General features: G+C 74.9%; 16 protein-coding genes. 6 read left to right on the top strand and 10 right to left on the bottom strand.

All coding sequences use genetic code 11. From position 1 onward, the window contains the following. Positions 1-211 precede the first annotated feature (211 nt). From ACGF5C_RS01855 to ACGF5C_RS01845, 3 genes are all read left to right on the top strand, one after another. Positions 212-1,408, top strand: coding sequence for a thiolase family protein (locus tag ACGF5C_RS01855; protein ID WP_350711030.1), 1,197 nt, complete (start codon positions 212-214; stop codon positions 1,406-1,408). Beyond that, on the top strand, positions 1,405-3,471 hold the full coding sequence (locus tag ACGF5C_RS01850; protein ID WP_393295779.1) for a 3-hydroxyacyl-CoA dehydrogenase NAD-binding domain-containing protein: 2,067 nt from the start codon (positions 1,405-1,407) through the stop codon (positions 3,469-3,471). Before ACGF5C_RS01855 ends, ACGF5C_RS01850 begins: the two co-directional genes overlap by 4 nt. A 161-nt stretch (positions 3,472-3,632) precedes the next feature. Beyond that, a complete protein-coding gene (locus ACGF5C_RS01845) occupies positions 3,633-4,604 on the top strand; it encodes a hypothetical protein (RefSeq protein ID WP_393295777.1) in 972 nt (323 codons plus the stop codon). A gap of 76 nt (positions 4,605-4,680) precedes the next feature. On the opposite strand, the gene ACGF5C_RS01840 is transcribed toward ACGF5C_RS01845, so the two are convergent. The 4 genes from ACGF5C_RS01840 to ACGF5C_RS01825 form a co-directional block, all read right to left on the bottom strand. Beyond that, positions 4,681-5,067 carry a VOC family protein gene (locus tag ACGF5C_RS01840; RefSeq protein ID WP_357696540.1) on the bottom strand — a complete coding sequence of 129 codons (387 nt, stop codon included), beginning with the start codon at positions 5,065-5,067 and terminating at the stop codon, positions 4,681-4,683. Then, entirely contained in the window at positions 5,064-5,474 is a 411-nt protein-coding gene (locus ACGF5C_RS01835) for a VOC family protein (protein WP_393295775.1), read from the bottom strand. Before ACGF5C_RS01835 ends, ACGF5C_RS01840 begins: the two co-directional genes overlap by 4 nt. Positions 5,475-5,640: 166 nt before the next feature. Continuing rightward, complete coding sequence (locus ACGF5C_RS01830; protein WP_393295946.1) at positions 5,641-6,858, bottom strand: sensor histidine kinase; 1,218 nt, start codon at positions 6,856-6,858, stop codon at positions 5,641-5,643. Between the two features lie 79 nt (positions 6,859-6,937). Further along, on the bottom strand, positions 6,938-7,606 hold the full coding sequence (locus tag ACGF5C_RS01825) for a response regulator transcription factor (protein WP_357696546.1): 669 nt from the start codon (positions 7,604-7,606) through the stop codon (positions 6,938-6,940). Between the two features lie 149 nt (positions 7,607-7,755). On the opposite strand from ACGF5C_RS01825, the gene ACGF5C_RS01820 reads away from it, so the two are divergent. Further along, positions 7,756-9,051 carry a peptidase C39 family protein gene (locus tag ACGF5C_RS01820; RefSeq protein ID WP_393295773.1) on the top strand — a complete coding sequence of 432 codons (1,296 nt, stop codon included), beginning with the start codon at positions 7,756-7,758 and terminating at the stop codon, positions 9,049-9,051. Between the two features lie 71 nt (positions 9,052-9,122). Here the strand turns inward: ACGF5C_RS01820 and ACGF5C_RS01815 are convergent, their stop codons facing one another. Next, positions 9,123-10,409: a PQQ-binding-like beta-propeller repeat protein gene (locus ACGF5C_RS01815; RefSeq protein ID WP_393295771.1), complete on the bottom strand. Its 1,287-nt coding sequence runs from the start codon at positions 10,407-10,409 to the stop codon at positions 9,123-9,125. 19 nt (positions 10,410-10,428) lie between these two features. Continuing rightward, positions 10,429-11,715: a PQQ-binding-like beta-propeller repeat protein gene (locus tag ACGF5C_RS01810; protein ID WP_393295769.1), complete on the bottom strand. Its 1,287-nt coding sequence runs from the start codon at positions 11,713-11,715 to the stop codon at positions 10,429-10,431. A gap of 107 nt (positions 11,716-11,822) precedes the next feature. On the opposite strand from ACGF5C_RS01810, the gene ACGF5C_RS01805 reads away from it, so the two are divergent. After that, positions 11,823-13,670 (top strand): hypothetical protein, encoded by a 1,848-nt coding sequence (locus ACGF5C_RS01805; protein WP_393295944.1) that lies wholly within the window; start codon positions 11,823-11,825, stop codon positions 13,668-13,670. A gap of 4 nt (positions 13,671-13,674) precedes the next feature. Here the strand turns inward: ACGF5C_RS01805 and ACGF5C_RS01800 are convergent, their stop codons facing one another. Both ACGF5C_RS01800 and ACGF5C_RS01795 read right to left on the bottom strand, forming a co-directional pair. Further along, complete coding sequence (locus ACGF5C_RS01800; RefSeq protein WP_393295767.1) at positions 13,675-15,459, bottom strand: hypothetical protein; 1,785 nt, start codon at positions 15,457-15,459, stop codon at positions 13,675-13,677. Next, entirely contained in the window at positions 15,459-17,264 is a 1,806-nt protein-coding gene (locus tag ACGF5C_RS01795; protein ID WP_393295942.1) for a hypothetical protein, read from the bottom strand. The genes ACGF5C_RS01800 and ACGF5C_RS01795 overlap by 1 nt, the downstream gene beginning before the upstream one ends. Positions 17,265-17,739: 475 nt before the next feature. On the opposite strand from ACGF5C_RS01795, the gene ACGF5C_RS01790 reads away from it, so the two are divergent. Then, positions 17,740-18,933, top strand: coding sequence for a hypothetical protein (locus ACGF5C_RS01790; protein ID WP_393295765.1), 1,194 nt, complete (start codon positions 17,740-17,742; stop codon positions 18,931-18,933). A 260-nt stretch (positions 18,934-19,193) separates the two neighbouring features. Here ACGF5C_RS01790 and dxs read toward each other — a convergent pair whose 3' ends face one another. Beyond that, on the bottom strand, positions 19,194-21,146 hold the full coding sequence (gene dxs / locus ACGF5C_RS01785) for a 1-deoxy-D-xylulose-5-phosphate synthase (protein ID WP_393295763.1): 1,953 nt from the start codon (positions 21,144-21,146) through the stop codon (positions 19,194-19,196). Positions 21,147-21,291: 145 nt separating this feature from the next. Further along, a complete protein-coding gene (locus tag ACGF5C_RS01780; protein ID WP_393295761.1) occupies positions 21,292-22,455 on the bottom strand; it encodes an anhydro-N-acetylmuramic acid kinase in 1,164 nt (387 codons plus the stop codon).

The following is a 22,455-nucleotide window of genomic DNA, read 5'->3' as shown; positions in this document are numbered from 1 at the left end:
TGATCAACACGCGCGCCCGGCACCGGGAGCCGGCAGGGGTGGGGTGGGGGTGGGTGGGGTGGGTGTGGGGTTGGCCACATGGGGGTGGGTGCCGACGGTGGTTACTGGCGAGTAGCATCCGGAGGAACACGCCCGTGCCGGCGACCTTCATTCGTCCGTCGTGCCGCCTGTCGGCGCGGAAGGCCGAATCGTGGTCGAAAAGGAGGCTCCAGTGCCCCGTGAAGTCCGGGATGTCGTCTTCGTCGACGGCGTCCGCACCCCCTTCGGCAAGGCGGGTGGCATGTACGCCAACACCCGCGCCGACGACCTGGTCATCCGCTGCATCCGCGAACTGCTGCGCCGCAACCCGCAGCTGCCGCCGGAGCGGGTCGAGGAGGTCGCCATCGCCGCCACCACCCAGATCGGCGACCAGGGCCTGACCATCGGCCGGACGGCCGCCCTGCTGGCCGGCCTGCCCAAGACCGTCCCCGGTTTCGCGATCGACCGGATGTGTGCCGGCGCGATGACCGCGGTGACCACCGTCGCCAGCGGCATCGCCATGGGCGCGTACGACGTCGCCATCGCCGGGGGTGTCGAGCACATGGGCCGCCACCCGATGGGCGAGGGCGTCGACCCCAACCCGCGGATCGTCGCCGAGAAGCTGGTCGACCCGTCCGCGCTGGTCATGGGCGCGACCGCGGAGAACCTGCACGACCGCGTCCCGCACGTCACCAAGGAGCGCACCGACGCCTTCGCGCTCGCCTCGCAGCAGAAGACCGCGAAGGCGTACGCCAACGGCAAGCTCCAGGACGACCTGGTGCCGATGGCGATCCGCGACGCCGACGGCGGCTGGGGCCTGGCCACGGTGGACGAGGCGCCCCGAGACACCTCGCTGGAGAAGCTCGCCACCCTGAAGACCCCGTTCCGCCCGCACGGCAAGGTCACCGCGGGCAACGCGGCCGGCCTGAACGACGGCGCCACCGCCAGCCTGCTCGCCTCCGAGGACGTCGCCCGCGAGCTGGGCCTGCCGGTCGCCATGCGGCTGGTCTCGTTCGGCTTCGTCGGCGTCGAGCCCGAGGTGATGGGCGTCGGCCCGATCCCGTCGACCGAGAAGGCGCTGCGTCTCGCCGGCCTGACCATCGACGACATCGGCCTGTTCGAGCTGAACGAGGCGTTCGCCGTGCAGGTGCTCGCCTTCCTCGACCACTTCGGCATCGCCGACGACGACCCCCGAGTCAACCCGTGGGGTGGCGCGATCGCCATCGGTCACCCGCTCGCCTCCTCTGGCGTGCGGCTGATGACGCAGCTCGCCCGGCAGTTCGCCGAGCACCCGGAGGTCCGCTACGGCCTCACCGCCATGTGCATCGGCATCGGCATGGGCGGCACCGTGATCTGGGAGAACCCGCACTGGGAGGGTGGAGACAAGTGAGCCTCGCCGCACCGAACGAGGTTGTCACCAAGGCGCTGCTGCGCTCGGTGAACGTACCGGGGCTGGACCGGCCGGCCGCCCTGATCACCCTGGACAACGGCTTCGACCACACCAAGCCGAACAGCTTCGGCCCGGGCGGCCTGACCAGCCTGGACGAGGCGATCACCGCCGCCGTGGCGGCGAATCCGGCGTTCATCGCGGTCACCGGCAAGCCGTACGTCTTCTGCGTGGGCGCGGACCTCACCAGCCTCCCGCAGCTCGCCGACCGCGAGCAGGCCCTGGAGATCGGCCGGCTCGGCCACCGGGTCTTCGCCCGGCTCCGGGACAGCGAGATCCCGACCTTCGCCTTCGTCAACGGCGCGGCGATGGGCGGCGGCCTGGAGCTGGCCCTGCACTGCCACTACCGGACGCTCTCCGGCGGCGCCGCGGCGCTGGCCCTGCCCGAGGTCTCCCTCGGCCTGGTCCCCGGCTGGGGCGGCACCCAGCTGCTGCCGAACCTGATCGGCATCCCGGCGGCGACCCAGGTGGTCATCCAGAACCCGCTGATGCAGAACAAGATGCTCAAGCCGAGGCAGGCCGCCGAGATGGGCATCGCGGACGTGCTGCTCGAGCCGGCGGACTTCCTGGAGCGGTCCCTGGAGTGGGCCGCCGGTGTGGTCCGCGGCGAGGTCACCGTGACCCGTCCCGAGGTCGACAAGGACATGTGGGCGGGCGTGCTCTACTTCGCCCGGTCGACGCTGGACCAGCGGCTGCACGGCGCGGTCCCGGCCGCGTACAAGGCGCTGGACCTGCTGGAGACGGCGAAGGACGCCGACTTCGCGACCGGCACCGCCGCCGAGGACGAGGCCCTGGCGGACCTGGTCTTCTCGGAGGAGCTGCGCAGCGGCCTGTACGCCTTCGACCTGGTGCAGCGGCGGGCCAAGCGGCCGGCCGGCGCGCCGGACAAGGGCCTGGCCCGCCCGGTCACCAAGGTGGGCATCGTCGGCGCCGGCCTGATGGCCAGCCAGCTCGCCCTGCTCTTCGCCCGCCGCCTCCAGGTGCCGGTGGTGCTGACCGACCTGGACCAGGCCCGGGTGGACAAGGGCGTCGGCTACGTGCACACCCAGATCGAGAAGGCCGTCAGCAAGGGCCGGATGGACAAGGGCACCGCCGCCAAGCTGTACGGCCTGGTCAGCGGCTCGGTCGACAAGGGCGTCTTCGCGGACGCCGACTTCGTCATCGAGGCGGTCTTCGAGGACCTGAACGTCAAGAAGCAGGTCTGGGCCGAGCTGGAGAAGATCGTCAAGCCGGAGGCCGTGCTGGCGACGAACACCTCGTCGCTGTCGGTCACCGCGATGGCGGCCGAGCTGGAGCACCCGGAGCGGGTGGTCGGCTTCCACTTCTTCAACCCGGTCGCCATGATGCCGCTGCTGGAGATCGTCCGGGGCGAGCGGACGGACGACGCCACCCTCGCCACCGCCTTCGCGGTCGGCAAGCAGCTCAAGAAGTCCTCGGTGCTGGTGAAGGACGCGCCGGCGTTCGTGGTCAACCGGCTGCTCACCCGCTTCCTGGGCACCGTCTTCGCGGCCGTCGACGCCGGCACCCCGCTGGACGTGGCGAACAGCGCGCTGGACCCGCTGGGCCTGCCGATGCGCCCGCTCGCCCTGCTCCAGCTCGTCGGGCCGGCCGTCGCGTACCACGTGGGCGGCACCCTGCACGCCGCGTTCCCGGACCGGTTCGGGGTCAGCGAGAACCTCAAGCGGATCGCCGACTCCGGTCAGCCGATCGTCGTCGACGACCAGGTCAACGACGAGGTGGCGAAGCTGCTGGTGGTCGGCGACCAGCCGCTCACCGCCGAGCAGGTGCGCCAGAACGCGCTCGACGCGCTGGCCCAGGAGATCCGGCTCATGCTCGACGAGGGCGTCGTCGCCGAGGCGCAGGACATCGACCTGTGCATGATCCTCGGCGCCGGCTGGCCGTTCCACCTGGGCGGCGTCACGCCGTACCTGGACCGGACCGGCACCTCGGAGCGGGTCACCGGCCAGCGGTTCCTGCCACGCGGGGTCGCCAGCCTGCCCGCCTGATCCGCCCCGCTCCCCCGCGTTCGCGGTGGTCGCCCCGTCCAGCTTGGATGGTGGCGGCCACCGCGATCGTCGTCGCGGCCCGCCTGGTCGGGAAGGGGATAGCGGGACGCAGCGGTGGCTGGCTACGATCACGCGTTCGCAACGTCGCCTGGAGCTGATCCATGTCCTCACCGCCGGTCGATCCCTGGTCCGGGCAGCATGAGCACGACACCCACTACGACTTCCACCCGCCGCAGCCGGACAGCTACCCCGTGCCGCCGGCGGAGGGCTGGCCGCCGGCGGGCGGGCAGCCGCCGCACCACGGCGGCTGGTCCGCCGCGCCGGCCTCCGGCTCCCCGGCGGCCCCGTACCCCACCCAGCCGTACGGCGGATATCCCGTCACGCCGCAGGAGGGCTTCCCACCCGCCCCGTACGCCGGCTACCCGCCGCAGTACGCCGGCGCGCCCCAGCCGGGCGGCGGGCCCGCGCGGTCGCACCTCAACCTGGTCCTGACCCTGGGTATCGTCGGGCTGCTGGTGCTCTGCCTCGGCGGGGGCGCCGTGGGCTACGTCGCCCTCTCCGACAACGACACCCCGGTCGTGAACCCGACGCCGACGGCGACCCCGGCGTCGAGCGCCACGCCGAGCGCCGCGCCGTCGTCGGAGGCCGCCCCGTCCCCGGAGACCAGTTCCACCCCCCGGATCCGGGTCGTCACGCCGGAGACCCTCGCGGGCCGCCCGCAGAGCACCGAGCCGACGCTGAAGAAGCTGGCCGACGACATGGTGCGGGAACTGAAGACCTCGGTGCCCCAGGCGACGGGCGTGGCCGGCGCCTTCTACGGCAGCGCCGACGAGCGCGACATGGTCATGGTGGTCGCGGCCTCCACCTTCGTGCTCAACCCCGAGCGTGAGCTCGACGACGCGGTCAAGGGGATCTCCAGCGAGCTGAAGGTCAAGAGGCTGACGAACATCGCCCCGGGCCCGAACGGCGGCGAGGCCAGGTGCGGCGACGGCGAGTCCGCCGACGTGCCGCTGGGCGTCTGCGCGTGGGCCGACCACGGCAGCGTCGGGATCATCGTGATGTTCTTCTCGTCCTCGGCCGCCGCGGCGGCCGAGTTCGTCGCCATCCGCGGCCAGATCGAGCAGAAGTACTGACCGCCGGGCACGCAGGGGCCCGTCACCACCGGTGACGGGCCCCTGTCGCGTCAGCCTGCCGCGTCAGCTTGCCGCGTCAGCCCGCCGCGGCCGCCCGCTCGGCGGCGCTGCGCAGCACGCAGAACTCGTTGCCCTCCGGGTCGGCCAGCACCACCCAGCCCGAACCGTCCGGGCGGATGTTGTCGGAGACGTGGGTGGCGCCGATGCCCAGCAGCCGCGCCACCTCCTCGTCCCGGGTCCGGTCCGCGGGCTCCAGGTCGAGGTGCAGGCGGTTCTTCACCGTCTTGCCCTCGGGCACGGCCAGGAAGAGCACCTCCGGGCCCCCCGGGGGCAGCAGCATGGCCTCCGGGTCACCCGGGAAGTCGTCCGGCTGCCGGGGGCAGTCGAAGACCTGCGCCCAGAAGCCGGCCAGGGCGTACGTGTCGCGGCAGTCGATGCCGATGTTGTGGATGGTCGCGCTCACTGGTGTTCCTCCTCTGTCGACGCACCTGCCCGCTCCGCCGCGCCGCGCAGGACGCAGAACTCGTTGCCCTCCGGGTCGGCGAGCACCACCCAGCCCGTACCGTCGGCGCGCCGCTGGTCGTCCACCAGGACCGCGCCGAGCCCGAGCACCCGCTCGACCTCCTGGTCGCGGGTCCGACCGGCCGGTTGCAGGCAGACGTGCACCCGGTTCTTGACCGTCTTGGCCTCGGGCACCTGCTGGAAGAACACGCTCGGGGTGGTGTCGCCGCCCGGCGGCAGCAGGACCGCCTCCGGGCCGCCCGGTGCGTCGTCGGCGTGCCGGGCGTAGCCGAGCACCGCCGACCAGAAGCCGGACAGGGCGTAGGTGTCGTGACAATCGAAACTGATGTTGTGGATCCGTGGATACACGGGTTCCTCCGCTACGGATGGAGGCGCCCCGCGTGCGTGAGGGTCAGCCGGCGAGACGGGGCGCGGAGATCATGACGGTGAACATTCGACGCACCCCCCTCCGGATGTCGGGCTGACGCCATGATCCTTTCATCGGGCCGGCGCGCCCCGCAACCCCCGTGCCGCGTCACCGTCCGGCGGCCGGTTCCTCGGCGGTCACCGCCGGGGCGGCCTCCGCCGCCGGCAGGGTCACTGTGACCTCCAGCCCACCGCCGGGCTGGGCGATCACCCTGACCGTGCCGCCGTGCGCGTCGCAGACCGCCCGGACGATGGAGAGCCCGAGGCCCGAGCCGCGCGCGCCGGTGCGCTCCCGGCCGCCGCGCCGGAACGGCTCGAACAGGCCCGGCACGTCGGCCTGGTCCACCTCGAAGCCGGTGTTGCCCACCACCAGCCAGGACCGGCACCCGTCCGAGCCCGTACGCACCCAGAGCCGGCCGTGCAGGTGGTTGTAACGCACCGCGTTCTCGATCAGGTTGCCGGCCAACCGGTCCAGCAGCCCCGGATCGCCGACCACCGGCGCGGACTCCAGCGACGTCTGCACCCGCAACCCGATCCGCTCCACCTCCCGGCGTACGGCCGACAGGGCGTTGGCGGTGCCGGCGGCGAGGTCGCACTCGGTGCGGCGGCCGAGCCGGCGGCCCGCCTGGGCCTCGCTGCGGGCCAGCACCAGCAGGGCGTCGACCAGCCCGTTGGCCCGTTCGGAGGCGTCCCGCACGACCGTGGCCATCCGGCGGTACTCGGCGGTGTCCGCCTCGTCGTCGCTGAGCGTCACGTCGATCTCGGTACGCATCACGGCGAGGGGGGTGCGCAGCTCGTGCGAGGCGTTGGCGACGAAGCGCTTCTGCGCCTCGAACGCGGCGGCGATCCGGTCCAGCATCGCGTCGAACGTCTTCGCCAGCTCGGCCACCTCGTCGTCGGCGCCGGAGTAGCCGATCCGCTGGTCCAGGGTGGTCTCGCCGAGCCGCCGGGCGGTGGCGGTGACCTGGTGCAGCGGGCGCAGCGCCCGCCCGGCCACCGCGTACGCCCCGGCCACCCCGACGACGCTGATCGCCAGCAGCGCCACCAGGCCCTTGACCAGCAGCTCCGTGCTGGCGGCGTCGACCAGTTGCCGCTGCCACTGCGCGGCGTCCAGCGACCGCCCGTCGGCCAGCACCACGGTCGTGCCGGGGAGCAACTCGTCGGTCGGTCGCAGCGCGTCGCGGACCAGCAGCCAGGCCAGCAGCACCAGGATCGCCCCGGCGCCGACCAGCAGCACGCCGTTGAGCAGGGTCAGCCGCAGCCGCAGGGTGGGCCGCAGACGCCTCCGCGCGGCTGGGTCCTTCGGTTTGGACTGCGGGGCTCGCAGAACCGGCTCACTCCTCGCGCTCACCGTGCCCCCTCCGATCGCGACTGCGGGGCTCGCAAAACCGGCTCACTCCTCGCGCTCACCGTGCCCCCTCCGCCGTGCGGTAGCCGGCGCCGACCACCGTCTCGATCAGCGGGGGGTCGCCCAGCTTCTTGCGCAGTGTCATCACGGTGACCCGGACGATGGTGGTGAACGGGTCGGTGTTGGCGTCCCACACCCGCTCCAGCAGCTCCTCGCTGGAGACCACCGCGCCGCGCGCCTTGAGCAGCTCGCAGAGCACGCCGAACTCCTTGTTGGTCAGGTCGACCGGCTGCCCGCCCCGGGTGGCGACCCGGCGGGCCGGGTCGAGCACCAGATCGGCGAGTTCCAGCACCGGCGGCGCGGCCGGGGTGGCCCGCCGGCCGAGCGCCTGCACCCGGGCGACCAGCTCGTCGAAGGCGAACGGCTTGGGCAGGTAGTCGTCGGCGCCGAGCTGCAACCCCTCGACGCGGTCGGCGACGGTGCCGCTGGCGGTCAGCATCAACACACGGGTGAGCGCGCCGGAGGCCGCCAGGTCCGCGCAGATCTGGTCGCCGTGCACGCCGGGCAGGTCCCGGTCCAGCACCACCACGTCGTAGCGGGTGACGAACGCCATCTCGTGGCCGCTGTCACCGTCGTAGGCGACGTCCACCGCCATGCCCCGCTTGCGCAGCCCCCGCACGATCGCGTCGGCGAGGTTGCGCTCGTCCTCGACCACCAGTACCCGCATCCCGGCCTCCTCGCGCCCTGACCACCCGACAACCTAGTGCGGGCCGCCAACCCGGGCCGCACCCGCCGTCCGGGCCGGCCACCGTTGCAGAAAACCTTCGTCGTACGCGATGCTTCCGGCATCAACCTTCGTGACGGACGGGGAGACGCATGACCGACGCGGCGCCGACGGCCGGGCGTGACGTCGCCTACCGGGGCTTCCGTCTGCCGGACGACGCGGACCGGGGCGTCCTGGCCGGGCTGCGCGCCGGCCCCTGGGGGCTCGAACTGGCCGACCCGGTCGACCGGCTCGACCACACCGACGCCGACGGCCGCACCCGCCGGTACGCCGCGGGCAGCTGGACCTCGCCGCCCGTGCCGGCCGGCTTCGCCGTCCGCGACGTGGTGCCCTCGTGGACCGGGCAGACCCCGGGCGGCTGCTGGCTGCGGGTGGAGCTGCGCGGCTGGCACGGCGACGCCCCGTCCACCGGCTGGTACGTCCTCGCCGACTGGGCCGCCGACGACGAGGCGTTCCGCCGCACCTCCGTGCCCGGGCAGCGCGACGCCGACGCCCGGGTGGACACGGACACCCTGCTGGTCACGGGCGCGACGGTCACCGGCTGGCAGGCCCGGGTGACCCTGCTCCGGCCGGCGGACGCCGACGCCGGCGGCACGCCGGTGCTGCGCACGGTCGGGGCCGTCGCCTCCGCGCCGCGCGCGGAGGCCGCGGCGACCCGGCCGGCGGCCGAGGGTCCACCGTCCGTGGCGGCCCCGCCCGGCGCGGACGCCCGGCCCGCCGGAGTCGCCCCGGCCCCGGCCGCCGCACCCGGTGCCGCCCGGACGACGCCGGCCGCCTGGGGCACCGTGCTGGACGTGCCGCGCTACTCGCAGCGGCTGCACGCCGGCGCGCACCCGCAGTGGGGCGGCGGCGGGGACTCCTGGTGCAGCCCCACCTGCACGTCGATGGTGCTCGCCTTCTGGGACGCCGCCCCCGCCCCGGACCGGTACGCCTGGGTGACCCCGGCCGGCCCCCGCCCGGTGGTGGTGCACGCCGCCCGGCACTGCTACGACCACGCCTACGCAGGGGCCGGCAACTGGCCGTTCAACACCGCGTACGCCGGGCTGCACGGGGTGGACGCCTTCGTCACCCGGCTGCGGTCGCTGGCGGAGGCGGAGGCGTTCGTGGCGGCCGGCATCCCGCTGATCGTCTCCGCCGCGTTCACCGCCGGCCAGGTGCCCGGCCTGGACTACGACACCGCCGGGCACCTGTTGGTGCTGGTGGGCTTCACCGACACCGGCGCGCCGGTGCTCAACGACCCGTACGCCCCGGACGACGACGGGGTGCGCCGGACCGTCGACCGGGACCGGTTCGAGGCCGCCTGGCAGGCCGGCAGCGGCGGGGTGGCGTACGTGCTCCGGCCGCCCGGCGTGCCGCTGCCCCCGGCACCGCAGCAGCCCAACTGGTGACCCGGCACCCGGACCAGCCCGACGGGTGACCCCGGCGGCGCGGGCCGGACGACTACGCAGCGCGCCGAGGCTCAGCCGCGGAACCGCCAGACGCCGTACTCGCCGGTGCGCAGCCGGCACAGCACCGTGTCCGTGCCGCCCCGGCAGTCCCCGGAGGCGTCCCTGAGCACGTCGACCACCCGGGACCGGCCGGCCACGACGTCCAGCTCGCCGACCACCAGTCCGCCGCCGGATGCGGCCGGCCGCACGGCGAGGAACCGGTCGGTGGCGTCGTGCCACGGCATCAGCTGCCAGGTGCCGAGGTCGGCGACCTGTCGACCGGTCGCCGCGTCGAGCACGCTGAACCGTTCCCCGGTCGACCCCGGCGCGTGTGCCAGCAGCCGCCCCTCGCGCCCGGACAGCACCCCCATCCACCCCTCCGCGGTCCAGCGGACCGCGCCGGTGGCCGGGTCGAGCGCGTGGAACCCCCCGGTCTGCCCGGCGGCGCAGAGCACCTCGCCGCAGTCGGTGACGTGCTCGACCATCGGCACGCGCGCCTCCCACCGCGGTCGCAGCCCGTCCAGCCCGTACGCGGTCACCACGCCGTTCCGCGGCCAGAGGACCAGCAACAGGTCGTCGGTCGTCATCACCCGGCCGATCGCGGGCTGCCCGTCGAGGCGCAACTCCGCCGCGTACAGCAGGCCGCCCGAGCGGGGGTCGCGCACCTCCGCCCTCCCGTCGGAACTGACCAGCACGATCCGTTCGACCAGACCGTCGCGGAGGCCGAAGTGCACCCCCTCGGGCGGCGTCGGCACCGACCAGAGCGCCCGCCCGGAGGCCGGGTCCACCGACCGCAGGGCGCCGGCGTCCTGCATCAGCAGCGTCCCGGCGACGTCCGCCCAGTGGTAGCCGGCCTGCCGCCAGCGCTCCCGGCCGGTGGCGGGGTCGAGGGCGATCGTCTGGCCGACGCTCTGGTCCCCGGCGATCGAGAGCAGCACCACCCCGGGCCCGGTCTGCACCTGCCAGAACCGGCCCGGCGCGAGGAGGCGGGCGCGCCACAGGGGAGCCGGCGCCCGGCCGTCGGCGGGGGTCCGCGCGGGCAGGGTGTAGGCGCGCACGTCGACGGTCCCTCCGGGCTCGTCCTCGGCCCGCTCGACCACGTAGAGCCGGTCGCCGTCGAGGAACGCCTCGGACCCGAGGCGGGCCGGCACGACGAACGAGAACCGCTCCGGTGCCGGCGCGGCACCGGCCAGGGTGGCCACGAGCAGCGCGAGCACCAGCGCGGCCCGCAGCGGCCGCCCGACGGCCCGGGGCGGGCGGGGCAGCGGGGTCTCGCCGTCCGGCTCGTCGCGCAGCTCACCGAGGTCGATCAGGGTCATGCCCGCCCCTTTCCACCGGTCACCCGGGCAGCTCCCAGACCCCGTACGCGCCGCCCTCCCGGCGGCAGAGGACGAACGACCCGTACCCGCCGCACGCCCCGACCACGCCGTGCAGGGCCGCCAGCACCCGGACGCCGTCCCCCCGCTCGTCGAGCCGGCCGATCAGGACGCGCCCGTCCCGCTGCCGTCGGTGCAGGATCGCGCGGTCCTCCCAGGGCGCCAGGTCACCCAACCGCCAGCGGCCCAGCTCCCGCACCGGGCGACCGGTCGCCGCGTCGAGCAGCACGTGTTCCGCCACACCGCCGCGCGGATAGCCAGCCGCCAGCAGCCGATCGCCCATGGGAGTCAGCAGCGGCCAGTCGTCGGCGCGCCAGCGGGCGCTGCCGGTGGCGGGGTCGAGCAGCCGCAAGCCGCGCCCGCCGTCCTCGAGACAGATCACCACGCCGCACCCGGAGGCGTACGGCCGTGCGGACGGGCCGCGCGGCACGCTCCACCGCCGGCGCAGGGCGGCGGTGTCGTAGGCGGACAGCACGCCGGGCCCTTCGGACACCAGGACCAGGTCGTCGGTGACCCCGAGCACCTCGGGCGGCTCGCCCGCGGCGGGCAGGGCCGTCGCGTGCCGGAGGGCGCCCGAGTCCGGGTCGCGCAGCTCCAGCCGCCCGCCGTCGAGCACCGTCAGCAGCGTCACCCGGCCGTCCCGGGCCGACCAGTGCAGGGCCTCCGGGGACAGCCGCAGCGCCCAGCGGACCGTACCGGTGGCGGCCTCGACCGACCGCAGCGCGGGCGTGCCCGGCCCGGCGCCGGCGACCCCCCACACGAGCAGGTTTCCGGCCGGCGTGGCGGCGTACAACTGCCCGTCGACGCGCCAGCGCACCGCGCCGTCGGCGGCGGCGAGCCCGACGACCTGCGGCCCCGCCGGCTCCTCAGGCATGACGAGCGCCACCACGTCGCCGACGCGCACGACGGGGAAGGGACTCACCGGCCCGGTCAGCGGCAGCTGCCACAGTGGACGGCCCGAGGGCAGTTGATAGGCGGCCACCCGGCGCTCCGGGCCCGGGCTGCTCGCCGCGTCGGGCCCGGTCCGGTCGACCACCAGCAGCAGGTCGCCCGCGACGACGACGTCGGCGTCCGGGCGGGCCGGGATGACGGCGCCGGGCGGGTGCGCGGCCCGTGGCGCGGCAGCGGTCAGCACGGCCAGGCACAGCAGGGCGACCAGGGCTGGGGCCCAGCGACGGACCGCCCGGCCCGGCCCGGGGCCGACCGGCGGCGGAACCTCCCGCCGCTCACCGAGGTCGATGACCGTCACGCGCCGTCCTCCCCGTCACACCCCCGCGCGGGCCGGCAAACCGGCCGGGCAGGCACCGGCCCGGCAAAAGCGACGCATCCGCGCCTGTACGATGGCGCGTCGTGGCTGTGCCGGTGGTAAACCCCTCGCTGAACTTCGTCTCCGCGCCCGTCGCGGCCGAGCCGTCGCGGCGGCCCCGGCGGCGGCCGGCCCGCGCCGACGTACTGGCCATCGGAGCCTATGTCCTGCTCGGCGTTCTCGTGTGCCTGAACTACTGGGTGGACGTGCAGAACCGGGTGTCGTCGCACCTGCCCACCGACCACAGCTGGTTCGAGTGGCTCTTCTCGCACGGCGCGTACTCGGTGCGGCACCTGGAGAACCCGCTGTTCACCGCCCGGCAGAACGCCCCGGACGGGGTGAACATGATGGCGAACACCTCGCTGCTCGGGGTGACGCTGCCGCTGGCGCCGCTGACCATGCTCCTCGGCCCGCAGGTCATGTACGCGCTCTACCTGGGCGCCGCGCTGGCGGCGACGGCCGGCACGTCGTACTGGGTGCTGTCGCGGCACCTGGTGCGCTCCCGGGCGGCGGCCTTCGTCGGCGGCGCGTTCCTCGGCTTCGCGCCCGGCATCGTGCACCACGCCAACGGTCAGCCCAACTTCGTCTCGAACTTCCTGCTGCCGCTGATCGTGCTGCGGGTGTTCCGGCTCGGCGAGCCCGGCCGGTGGCGGCGCAACGGCGTCGTGCTCGGGCTGCTGGTGGCGTACCAGATCTTCATCAACGAGGAGATGCTGCTGCTGACCGCGCTGGCCTGCCTGGTCGCCGTGGTCGCGTACGCCGTCATGCGGCCGGCACGGACGCGGGCGGTGGCCGGCACCTTCGCCGCCGCGCTCGGCGTGGGCGGCGGGTTGGCCCTGCTGCTGACGGCCTACCCGATCTGGTTCCAGTTCAACGGCCCGCAGTCCTACCGTGGCCTGCAGGGCGGGGTGTTCCACAACTGGGGCGAGGACCTGGCGGCCTTCGTCACCTTCGCCCGGGACACCGTCGCCGGGGACGAGGCGGTGGAGAAGACCATCGGGCTGACCGAGCAGAACACCTGGTTCGGCTGGCCGCTGGTGCTGCTGTCGCTGGTGGCGCTGGTGCTGCTGGTCCGCCGCTCGCTCGCGGCCCGGATCGTGGCGGTGCTGGTGGTGGTCTTCACCGTGGCCTCGATCGGCCCGAAGGTACGCCTGAACGGGGTGGAGACCGAGACGGACGGCCCGTGGTCGTACATCCCCGACGACCTGCCGCTGGTCGAGATGATGATGCCGACCCGGCTGGCCCTGGTGGTGGGGGCGGCGGTCGGCGTGCTGCTCGCCCTGGCCTGGGACGCGGTGGCCCACAACGGTCGCCCGCCGGTGCCGGCCCCCCGCGTCGGCGACGACACCGCCGGTGGCGCCAGGCCGCGCCGCCGCTGGCTCCGGCCGGTCGGGTACGCGGCCGTCGCGCTCGCCGTCCTGCCGCTCGTCCCCCGCCCGCTGCCGGCGCAGCCCGTCGAGCCCCCGCCGCACTTCATCACCGCCGGCGGCTGGCGCCCGTACGTGCCGGCGGGCCGGACCCTGGTGCCGGTGCCGATCCCGAGCAACGTGCACGGCCTGCCCACGCTGCGCTGGAGCGCCCTGACGCAGCACGCGTTCCCCATCCCCGGCGGCTACTTCATCGGGCCGAACGAGCTGGGCGAGGGCGTCTTCGGCGCGCCGAACCGGCCGACCAGCACCCTGGTCTACGCCACGATGGACTCCGGCGACGTGCCCCCGCTCACCGACGAGAACCGCCGCCAGGCCGTCGAGGACCTGCGCTTCTGGAAGGCGTCCGTGGTCGTCCTCGGCGCGCACCCGCGCGAGGCGGTCCTCCGGGAGCTGATGACCGCGCTGATCGGCCCGCCGCAGCGCGTCGACGACGTCTGGCTGTGGGACGTCCGTCCCCTGGTCGGCTGACCCGTCACCCCACCAGCGGGCGCACGTCCCAGACGTAGGCGCCCGCGACCTCGCGACCGGGACCGAGGAGCGCCTCGACCGTACGCCGGACCGGGTCGCCGTGGTGCAGTCCACCCTGGACCACCACGGCGGCGCGCCAGTGGCGCAGGTCCTCCACCGCGCTCCGGCGGTCGGCGTCGGTGACCGCCGGCACCTCGCCGGTCTCCGCCGCCCGGCGCAGCAGCACGGCCGTGGGACGATCCGGCGCGCCCCAGCGGGCGGCCGGGTCGTCGGCGGCCCGGGGGCCGATGAAGTAGCCGCCCGGCGTCGGGAAGGCCAGCCCGGTGCGGGCCGACCAGAGCATCGCCGGACTGACCCCGGCGCCGGTCACCGGCGGCACCGGCACCACGGTCCGACCCGGCGGGACGTACGCGCGCCAGCCGCCCTCGGCCACGAAGGCCGGCACCGGCCAGGCCGGCACGGTCCGGATCGGGGTGGGGAACAGCGGCAGCAGCGCGGCGGCCACCGCCCCGCCCCAGAGCAGCCGCACCGGCACCCCGCCCGCCCGTGGTTCTTCGGCGGCGCGGAGGCGGTCGAGGGAGAGGGCGAGCAGGATGCCCAGCACCGGGATGCAGACCAGCGGGAAACGCGCCGGCACCGCGAGGTCGAGCAGCGGCAGCTCCGCGACCAGCCGGTACGGGCCGGGGATGCCGGTGGCCGTGCCCTCCAGGCGCACCTGCGCGCCGAGGGAGAGCAGCGCGAACAGCACCCCGCAGACGGCCAGCGCGCGCACCGACGGCCGGCGCCACAGCCAGATCACGATCACCACGGCGAGCACCAGCAGCCCCGGCCCGAAGAAGGAGTTCTCCTCGGTCGGGTTCGGTGCGAGCAGGCCCGGCAGGTGGTCGTCGCCGAACACGGTCTGCCGGGCGGAGGCGGTGAACGACGCGGCGTCGAGCTGGTAGCCGTACACGTGGAAGGGCATCCCCCGGTAGTGGCCCGGGCCGAAGAACTGGAACCACAGCGGGTACGCCAGCAGCGGCAGCGAGACCGCCACGCCGATCCCCAGCCGCACGAGCAGCGCGGGCGCCAGCCGGCGGGCGGCCGACCGGTCGGCCGCCGCGTACGCGAGCGCGAACGTCCCGGCCGCCAGCACCAGGAAGACCAGCACCTCCTCGCCGAGGAAGACCTGGTACGCCACCAGCAGCCCCAGCAGCGCCCCGTGCCGCACCGCCCGGCGCGGGTCGGGGTGGAAGACCAGCGCCAGGATCGCCGGCACCAGGAACTGCGCGGCCATGTGCAGGTGCGCCCCGGCCTGCGCGACCATGCCCGGGGCGAAGCCGCAGAACAGGCCGCCGACGGCCGCGGCCACCCGGGAGTCGACGAGCCGGCGGCGCAGCAGCACGTACCAGGCGGTCGCGGTGCCGGCGAGGCAGCCGACCACCGCCACCAGGAACGCCGCCTGCGAGCCGAACAGCAGGGTGACCGGGGTCAGCGGCACGCCCAGGCCGAGCACCGACGTGTTGGCCATCAGGTTCACGCCGTCCGGCGCGTTCAGCGCCGAGCTGTACAGCGGGTTCTCCAGGCCCGTCACGGCCCGGGCCGCGCGGGCCAGCATCCACTCGAAGAGGATCTGGTCCCCCGCCTGGTGGAACAGCCGCCCCGGGCGCCCCCACTGGCCGACGGTCAGCAGCACCGCCAGGGCGAGGTAGCCGGCGACGACCAGCGCGTCGGCGGCGCGGGCCGGCAGCCGGCGCGGGCGCCGGGCTGGTGCCGCGTCGACGGTGCCGGTCGCCGTCGGTGCGGCCATCAGGCCGGCTGGTCGGTCAGCGCCCGGACGTCCCACACCCAGACGTCCAGCTCCCGGCGGCCGGGGCCGACCAGCTGCTCGACGGTGCGCCGCAGCGGCTCGGCGTGGTGCTGGTCGACCGGGAGCACCAGGATGGCCGCCCGCCAGTGCCGCAGCTCGTCGAGCGACCGGCGGCGCTGCCGGTCGTCCAGTTCGGGGGTACGGCCGGTCGACGCGACCTCCTCCAGCAACTGCCCCACGCCGCTGGGCCGGCCACCGAAGCGGCCGGGGTCGCCGGTGTTGCCGTTGCGCGGGGCGAGGAAGTAGCCGCCGGGGATCTTGAAGTCGAGGTTGGTGGACGCGGCCCAGCGCATCCCGTGGGTGTGGCCCATGTTCGGCACCGGGATCGGCACCAGGGTCTGGTCCGGCCCGACGTAGCCGCGCCACCGGTCGGCGGTGATGAAGTCCGGCACCGGCGGGCGCGACGTGACCTTCAGCGGCATCGGCGCGATCGGCAGCAGCGCGAGGACGAGCCCGGCGACGGTGAGCGTACGCAGCGTCCGTGGCTCGACCGGCAGCGTCCGGGAGCGCTCGACGGCCAGCGCCAGCAGGATGCCGATCACCACGCCGGTGATGAGGCCGAACCGGGTCGGCACCACCGCGTCGAGCAGCGGCAGCCGGACCAGCCACTCCCACGGCCCGGTGACCAGCTCGCGGTCCCACCAGGACACCCGCTCGCCGAGGGAGAGCACGGCGAAGAAGACCCCGGTCACGGCGAGCGCCCGGACCAGCAGCTCCCGCCGCAGCCAGGCCACGATGCCGACGGCGATCAGGGAGAGGCTCCAGCCGAAGAAGGCGTTCTCCTCCGAGTAGTTCGGGGCGAGGTTGATGTTCGCGCGCTCGTTGCCGCCGAGCGTCGGCGAGCCGGGGGCGAAGAACGCGGCGATGTCGTTGCCGTAGTCGCGGACCGCGTCACTCAGCCCGTGGTACGCCATCGGCCCCGCGAACTGGACGTAGAGCGGGTACGCCAGCAGCGCCCCGGCGACGACGGCGCAGGTCGCCAGGGCCTTCGCCAGCGGCCGCCACGCCGCCGACCAGAGCGCCGGACGCTGGGCGAGCACGGCGAGCAGGAACACCCCGCAGGCCAACGCCGTGAAGAGCAGGATCTCCTCGTTGATGAACGCCTGGACGGTGACCAGCAGGGCGAGCAGCAGACCGTCGCGCCACGGCCGCCGGGACCGGGTGATGACCAGCACCCGCCAGACGATGAACGGCAGCAGGAACTGGGAGATGATGTTGGGGTGCCAGTTGGCGTGCGACAGCATCGCCGGCGAGAACCCGCAGAACCAGCCGCCGACCGCCGCCGCCAGCGGGCTGCGCACGACGTGCCGGGAGAGCACGAAGTACCAGGCCGAGGCGGTGCCGGCGAGGGCGAGGGTGACCAGCACCACGAACGTCACGGCCGGGCCGAAGAGCAGGGTCACCGGCACCATCGGGATGCCCAGCGCGAGGATGGCCGTGTTGGCCATCAGGTTGACCCCGTCGGGATAGTTGAACTGCTCGGTGAAGAACGGGAACTCGCCGTGCAGCACCACGCGTACCGAGTGGGCGAGGAAGAACTGCACCTGGGCCGGGTCGCTGCTGTAGAGCGACGCCACCCGGCCGGCCGGGTCCACCCAGATCTGGCTGGTCACCCAGACCGCGGCGAGCAGGAACAGGCCGAAGACCACGAGGTCCTGCCGGCGTCGGGCCCAGCGCCGCGGCCGGGCGGGGGCCGCCCCGCCGTCCGCCGTCGGTGCCTCGGCCGCCCCGCCGTCCGCCGCCAGCGCCCCGGACGTGCCGTCCGCCGTCCGTGCCCCGGCCGCGCCGTCCGCCGCCGGCGAGGTGCGGGCGACGGTCTTCGACGGCGTTCCGGCGGCGGCGTCGACCTCGGCAGCGGCGCCCGACGGCCCGGTGGCCTCGGCCGGGGCCCGGGTGGCGGGGACGGATGCGGCGCCGTTCGACGTACGGTCACCGGCGTCGCCGCCGTCGGGCCGGGCGGCGGGGTCGGACGCGGAGGCCGCGGCGGCGTCGGATTCCGGCGAGGATTCGGCGCAGGTCTCGGCAGGCGTCACAGTCGGCGGAGTCTACCCGAGCGGGACATTCGCCCTGAAACCACGTCACCGTCCTCTGTGGCGCGTGTCGGCCGGCCGTGTGACCTGCGGCCGGTCGGCGGACGAGGTGCCGCGTCCGGGTGATCGGACATCTCGTACTATGGCGCTTTCCGTAGACCACGGCTGAGGCGATCGAGGGGGCGTACAGGTGGCTCCAGTCCGCCGGCGCGGCATCACGGCCACCGCACTGCTGACCCTGCTGCTCACCGCGACGGCCTGCGGTCCGGTCGCCGACCGGCAGCCGGGCGACCTGCGGGTCGGGTACGACAGCCTCGACGGCGACCTGGCGGTGTGGCCGCCGCGCGGCGCGCTCGCGGGCGACGCCACCGTGACCGCGGCGGTGACCGGGGCGGTCCGCGACTGGCGGTCGCCGGCCGAGGACCGGGTGCACCTGCCCACGTCCGGGATCCTCTGGTCCGGCGAGGTGGACGGCGCGCCGCTGGTGCTGGTGGCCGCCGACGTGCCCGGCGAGAGCGCGTCCTGGCTGCTCCAGGTCACCGCCGACAGCGGCCGGTACGCGGTCACCCGCGCCGCCGAGTACACCGACCCCGGCTACCTCGTCTACTCCGACGTGCTGCCCGTGCACACCGTCGCCGGCCGGCGCTACCTGACGTCGAGCCGGGTCGAGCGGCTGCTCGGGCCGGACGGCCGCGCGCTGCGCAACGTCGACGGCCTCACCGAGCCGGTGGACGTGCCGGCCTGCCGGGCCGTCGGGGTGACCGCCACGCTGAAGGCGACCGAGTCGCTGCCCCGGGGCCGGTCCGCCGACCGGCTGCTCGACCTGGGCACCGGCACCACCGACCCGCGCTATCCGCTCGTGCGGGACGAGAGCGGCTCCGGCAAGCGGGCCCTCAAGGGCCTCGACACCTGCGTGCTCGCCGGCGAGGAGGGCCCGTTCGGCAGCGTCCCCCGCCGCATCGGCGACCGGGACGCGCCGCGCTCCACGCCGTCGTCCTGGCCGATGTCCAAGCTGGCGGTCCGCACCCTGGGCGAGGTCGCCCTCGGTGGCGGCGAGCCGGCGGAGCTGGAGCAGCTCAGTTGGGAGACGGCGGACGGGACGATGACCGCCGTGGTCTACCGCCCGTCCGACGGGGGCCCGCCGGTGGTCTCCCCCGCCGACCGGTCCAGCCCGCTACAGGCGTACGCGCTGCCGGTGCCGGGGCAGCCGCTGGCGGTGCTGAGCTGGCGGGCCACCCGGGACAGCTCGCTGTCGACGCCGCCGGAGACCCCGCGCCTGGTGGACCGGCCCGGCCTGGTCGTCGTGCCGATGCCGGCCCGCTCGGAGACGTTCAGCCTGGCCGCCACCGAGAAGACCCACTACCGCTCCCTCGGCGGGCGCTAACCCCCTGCCCTGCCCTGCCCTGCCCTGCCCTGCCCTGCCCTGCCCTGCCCTGCCCTGGCGATCTTGCACTTTTTGCCCGGACACAAAGGGCATTGGCGGCATAAGGGCGGCCGAAGGTGCAAGATCGGCGCGGTGGCAGAGCGAGCGCTCGGGAGGCTGGCGGGGGGGTTGGTGTGCCGGGGGTGCTGGTGCATGGGGGTGAGGTGATACGACGGCGGCGGGTGGCCCGGGAGGGCCGCCCGCCGCCTGCGTTCGGTGCGTCAGTTCTGCGCGGTCGCGTCGTCGGCGGTGATGACCGGCTCGACCGGCTCGACGTCCAGCCGGGAGATCCAGCCGGTGACGTCGCGGGCCACGTCCTGGGCGGTCAGGCCGAGGTCGGCGAGGATCTGCGCGCGGGTGCCGTGCGGGTGCCAGTCCGCCGGCACGCCGAGGTCGCGCAACGGCACCCGGACGTCGGCGTCCCGCATCGCCTGGGCGAGGGCGTCGCCGACGCCGCCGACCCGCACGCCGTCCTCGACGGTGACCACGAGGCGGTGCCCGGCGGCCAGCTCGAGCAGCTCGGCCGGGACCGGCCGGACCCAGCGCGGGTCCACCACGGTGACGCCGTAGCCCTGCTCGGCGACGCGGGCGGCCACCTCCATGCCGAGGTGCCCGAAGGAGCCGACCGCGACCAGCAGCACGTCCGTACGCGCCGACTCGGCCAGCACGTCGACGGTGCCGACCCGGCGCACGGCCGGCAGGTCGGCGGCGACGGTGCCGGTCGGGAACCGGACGATGGTCGGACCGTCGTCGACGGCCACCGCCTCGCGCAGTTCCTCGCGCAGGGTGGCGGAGTCCCGGGGCGCGGCGATCCGCAGGCCCGGCACGACCCCGAAGACGGACATGTCCCACATGCCGTAGTGGCTCGGCCCGTCGGGGCCGGTGATCCCGGCCCGGTCCAGCACGAAGGTCACCGGCAGCTTGTGCATCGCCACGTCCAGCAGGACCTGGTCGAAGGCGCGGTTGAGGAAGGTCGCGTAGACCGCCACCACCGGGTGCAGCCCGCCGAGCGCCAGGCCGGCGGCCGAGGTGGCCGCATGCTGCTCGGCGATGCCCACGTCGTACACCCGGTTCGGGTGCTTGCGGGCCAGCTTGGCAATGCCGGTCGGCTCGGCCATCGCGGCGGTGATGCCCACCACGTCGGGCCGCTCGTCGGCGATCGCGACCAGCTCGTCGGCGAAGACGTGGGTCCACTTCACCGAGGGGGCGGCCACCAACTTGCCGGTCTCGATGTCGAAGGCGCTACCCGGGCCGTGCAGGCAGTCCGCCTCGTCCTCCTCGGCCGGGCGGTAGCCGTAGCCCTTGCGGGTGACGGCGTGCACGATCACCGGGCCGCCGAAGTGCTTCGCCGCGCGCAGCGCCGACTCGACCGCCACCACGTCGTGGCCGTCGACCGGGCCGACGTACTTGATGCCGAGGTCCTCGAACATCGCCTGCGGGGCGACCGCGTCCTTGATGCCCTTCTTGACCGCGTGCAGCACCTCGTACATCGGCTTGCCGACCAGCGGCGTCGAGCCGAGCGCGTCCTTGACGGTGTCCAGGACCTTCTCGTAGCCGGGGTTGAGCCGCAGCGAGGAGAGGTGGTCGGCGAGCCCGCCGATGGTCGGCGCGTACGACCGGCCGTTGTCGTTGACCACGATGACGAGCGGGTTGCCGGCAGTAGCGATGTTGTTCAGCGCCTCCCAGCACATGCCGCCGGTGAGCGCGCCGTCGCCGACCACCGCGACGACGCTGCGCTGCTCGCCCCGCAGGGCGTACGCCTTGGCCAGCCCGTCGGCGTAGGACAGGGCGGTGGAGGCGTGCGAGTTCTCGATCAGGTCGTGCTCGCTCTCGGCCTGGCTCGGGTAGCCGGAGAGGCCGCCGCGCTGGCGCAGCTTGTCGAAGCCGGCCTGCCGCCCGGTGAGGATCTTGTGCACGTACGCCTGGTGGCCGGTGTCGAACAGGAGCCGGTCGCGCGGCGAGTCGAAGACGCGGTGCATGGCCAGGGTCAGCTCGACCACGCCCAGGTTGGGGCCGACGTGCCCGCCGGTGCGGGAGACCTTGGCGATCAGGAAGTCACGGATCTCGGCGGCGAGGATGTCCAGTTCCTCGGCGGACATCCGCTTGACGTCCTGCGGACCCCGGACGGTGGCCAGCAGCCCGGCGTGGTGAACCGTGCCCTCTTCAACACTCATGACGGAAGAGTCTATCGGCCGCCGCACAGTCCGCAGCCTGGCCGGGATCATCGCCGCCCGGCCGGGGTGCTGAGCGCCCGGTCAGGCGCGGATCCGACCCGGCCCCGGTCCACCCGGTCAGGCGAACCCGGTCCGCCCGCCGTCGTCAGGGGCGGATCCGCAGCCGGCGGGGCGCGGCGGCGGCGTGCCGGCCCGCCGGCCCGGACGGGGTCCAGGAGCCGAGCACGGCTGCCCGGGTGGCGCCGGTCACCGAGGGCAGCGCGCCGGGCAGCCCGTGCCAGGAGAGCCAGCCCAGCAGCGCGAAGGCGTACGCCTCCTTGGCCTGCGCCGGGACGCCCAGCTCGTCGGTGGTGCGCAGCCGCCACCGGCCGGCCCCGAGCGCGGCCAGCCGCGCGGTCAGGGTGGGGTTGCGCACCCCGCCGCCGGCCGCCACCACCTCCGTGACGCCGTGCCGGTCGCACTCGGCGGCCACCACCCGGGCGGTCAGCTCGGTCAGGGTGGCCAGCACGTCGTCGGCGGGCACCGGCTCGCCGAGGGCGGCCAGCCGCGCGTCCAGGTAGCCGGCGTGGAACAGCTCCTTGCCGGTCGACTTGGGCGGCGGCGCCGCGTAGTACGGCTCGGCGAGCAGCGCGTCGAGCAGGCCGGGGTGCACCCGGCCGGCCGCCGCCCGGGCGCCGTCGAGGTCGCAGGGCCGGCCCAGGAGGCGCCGGGCCGCCGCGTCGAGCAGCGCGTTGGCGGGCCCGACGTCGTACCCGAGCACCGGCGCGCCCGGCGCGACCACGGTGAGGTTGGCGATGCCGCCCAGGTTGAGCGCGGCACGCGGGGCCGCGCCGTCGGCCGGGTCGAGCAGCAGCGCGTCGAACGCCGGGACCAGGGGCGCGCCCTGCCCGCCGGCCGCGACGTCCGCCGAGCGCAGGTCGCTCAGCACGGGTACGCCGACCCGGGCGGCCACCCGCGCCACCGTGCCCAGTTGGAGGGTGCCCCGGGCCCGCCCGCCGTCGACCCAGTGGAAGACCGTCTGCCCGGGCGAGACCACGGCGTCGACCGCGCCACCGGCCAGCTCGACGCCGACCGCCGCCGCCTCGGCGAAGACCTCGCCGAGCCGGTTGTCCAGCCGGCAGACCGCCTCGATCGTGGTGGCCTGCGGCGGCAGCAGCGCCCCGATCTCGGCGCGCAGCGCGTCGTCGTAGTCGAGGCCGCGATGCCCGAGGGGGCGCAGCCAGAGCGTGTCGCCCTCGACGGTGAACTCGGCGGCGGCCACGTCGACCCCGTCGTACGAGGTACCCGACATCAGCCCGACGATCTTCAT

This window comes from Micromonospora sp. NPDC047620 (genome assembly GCF_043205005.1).
Taxonomy (GTDB): domain Bacteria; phylum Actinomycetota; class Actinomycetes; order Mycobacteriales; family Micromonosporaceae; genus Micromonospora.
The sequence above is the reverse complement of the archived record's forward strand: the minus strand, read 5'-3'. Positions and strand labels throughout refer to the sequence as shown.

What these genes read in the sequence shown, in the direction of transcription:
- ACGF5C_RS01845 (WP_393295777.1), top strand. Translation starts at nt 3,633, where the DNA reads ATGTCCTCACCGCCGGTCGATCCCTGGTCCGGGCAGCATGAGCACGAC.
- ACGF5C_RS01825 (WP_357696546.1), bottom strand. Translation starts at nt 7,606, where the DNA reads ATGCGGGTACTGGTGGTCGAGGACGAGCGCAACCTCGCCGACGCGATC.
- ACGF5C_RS01820 (WP_393295773.1), top strand. Translation starts at nt 7,756, where the DNA reads ATGACCGACGCGGCGCCGACGGCCGGGCGTGACGTCGCCTACCGGGGC.
- ACGF5C_RS01815 (WP_393295771.1), bottom strand. Translation starts at nt 10,409, where the DNA reads ATGACCCTGATCGACCTCGGTGAGCTGCGCGACGAGCCGGACGGCGAG.
- ACGF5C_RS01800 (WP_393295767.1), bottom strand. Translation starts at nt 15,459, where the DNA reads ATGGCCGCACCGACGGCGACCGGCACCGTCGACGCGGCACCAGCCCGG.
- dxs (WP_393295763.1), bottom strand. Translation starts at nt 21,146, where the DNA reads ATGAGTGTTGAAGAGGGCACGGTTCACCACGCCGGGCTGCTGGCCACC.
- ACGF5C_RS01780 (WP_393295761.1), bottom strand. Translation starts at nt 22,455, where the DNA reads ATGAAGATCGTCGGGCTGATGTCGGGTACCTCGTACGACGGGGTCGAC.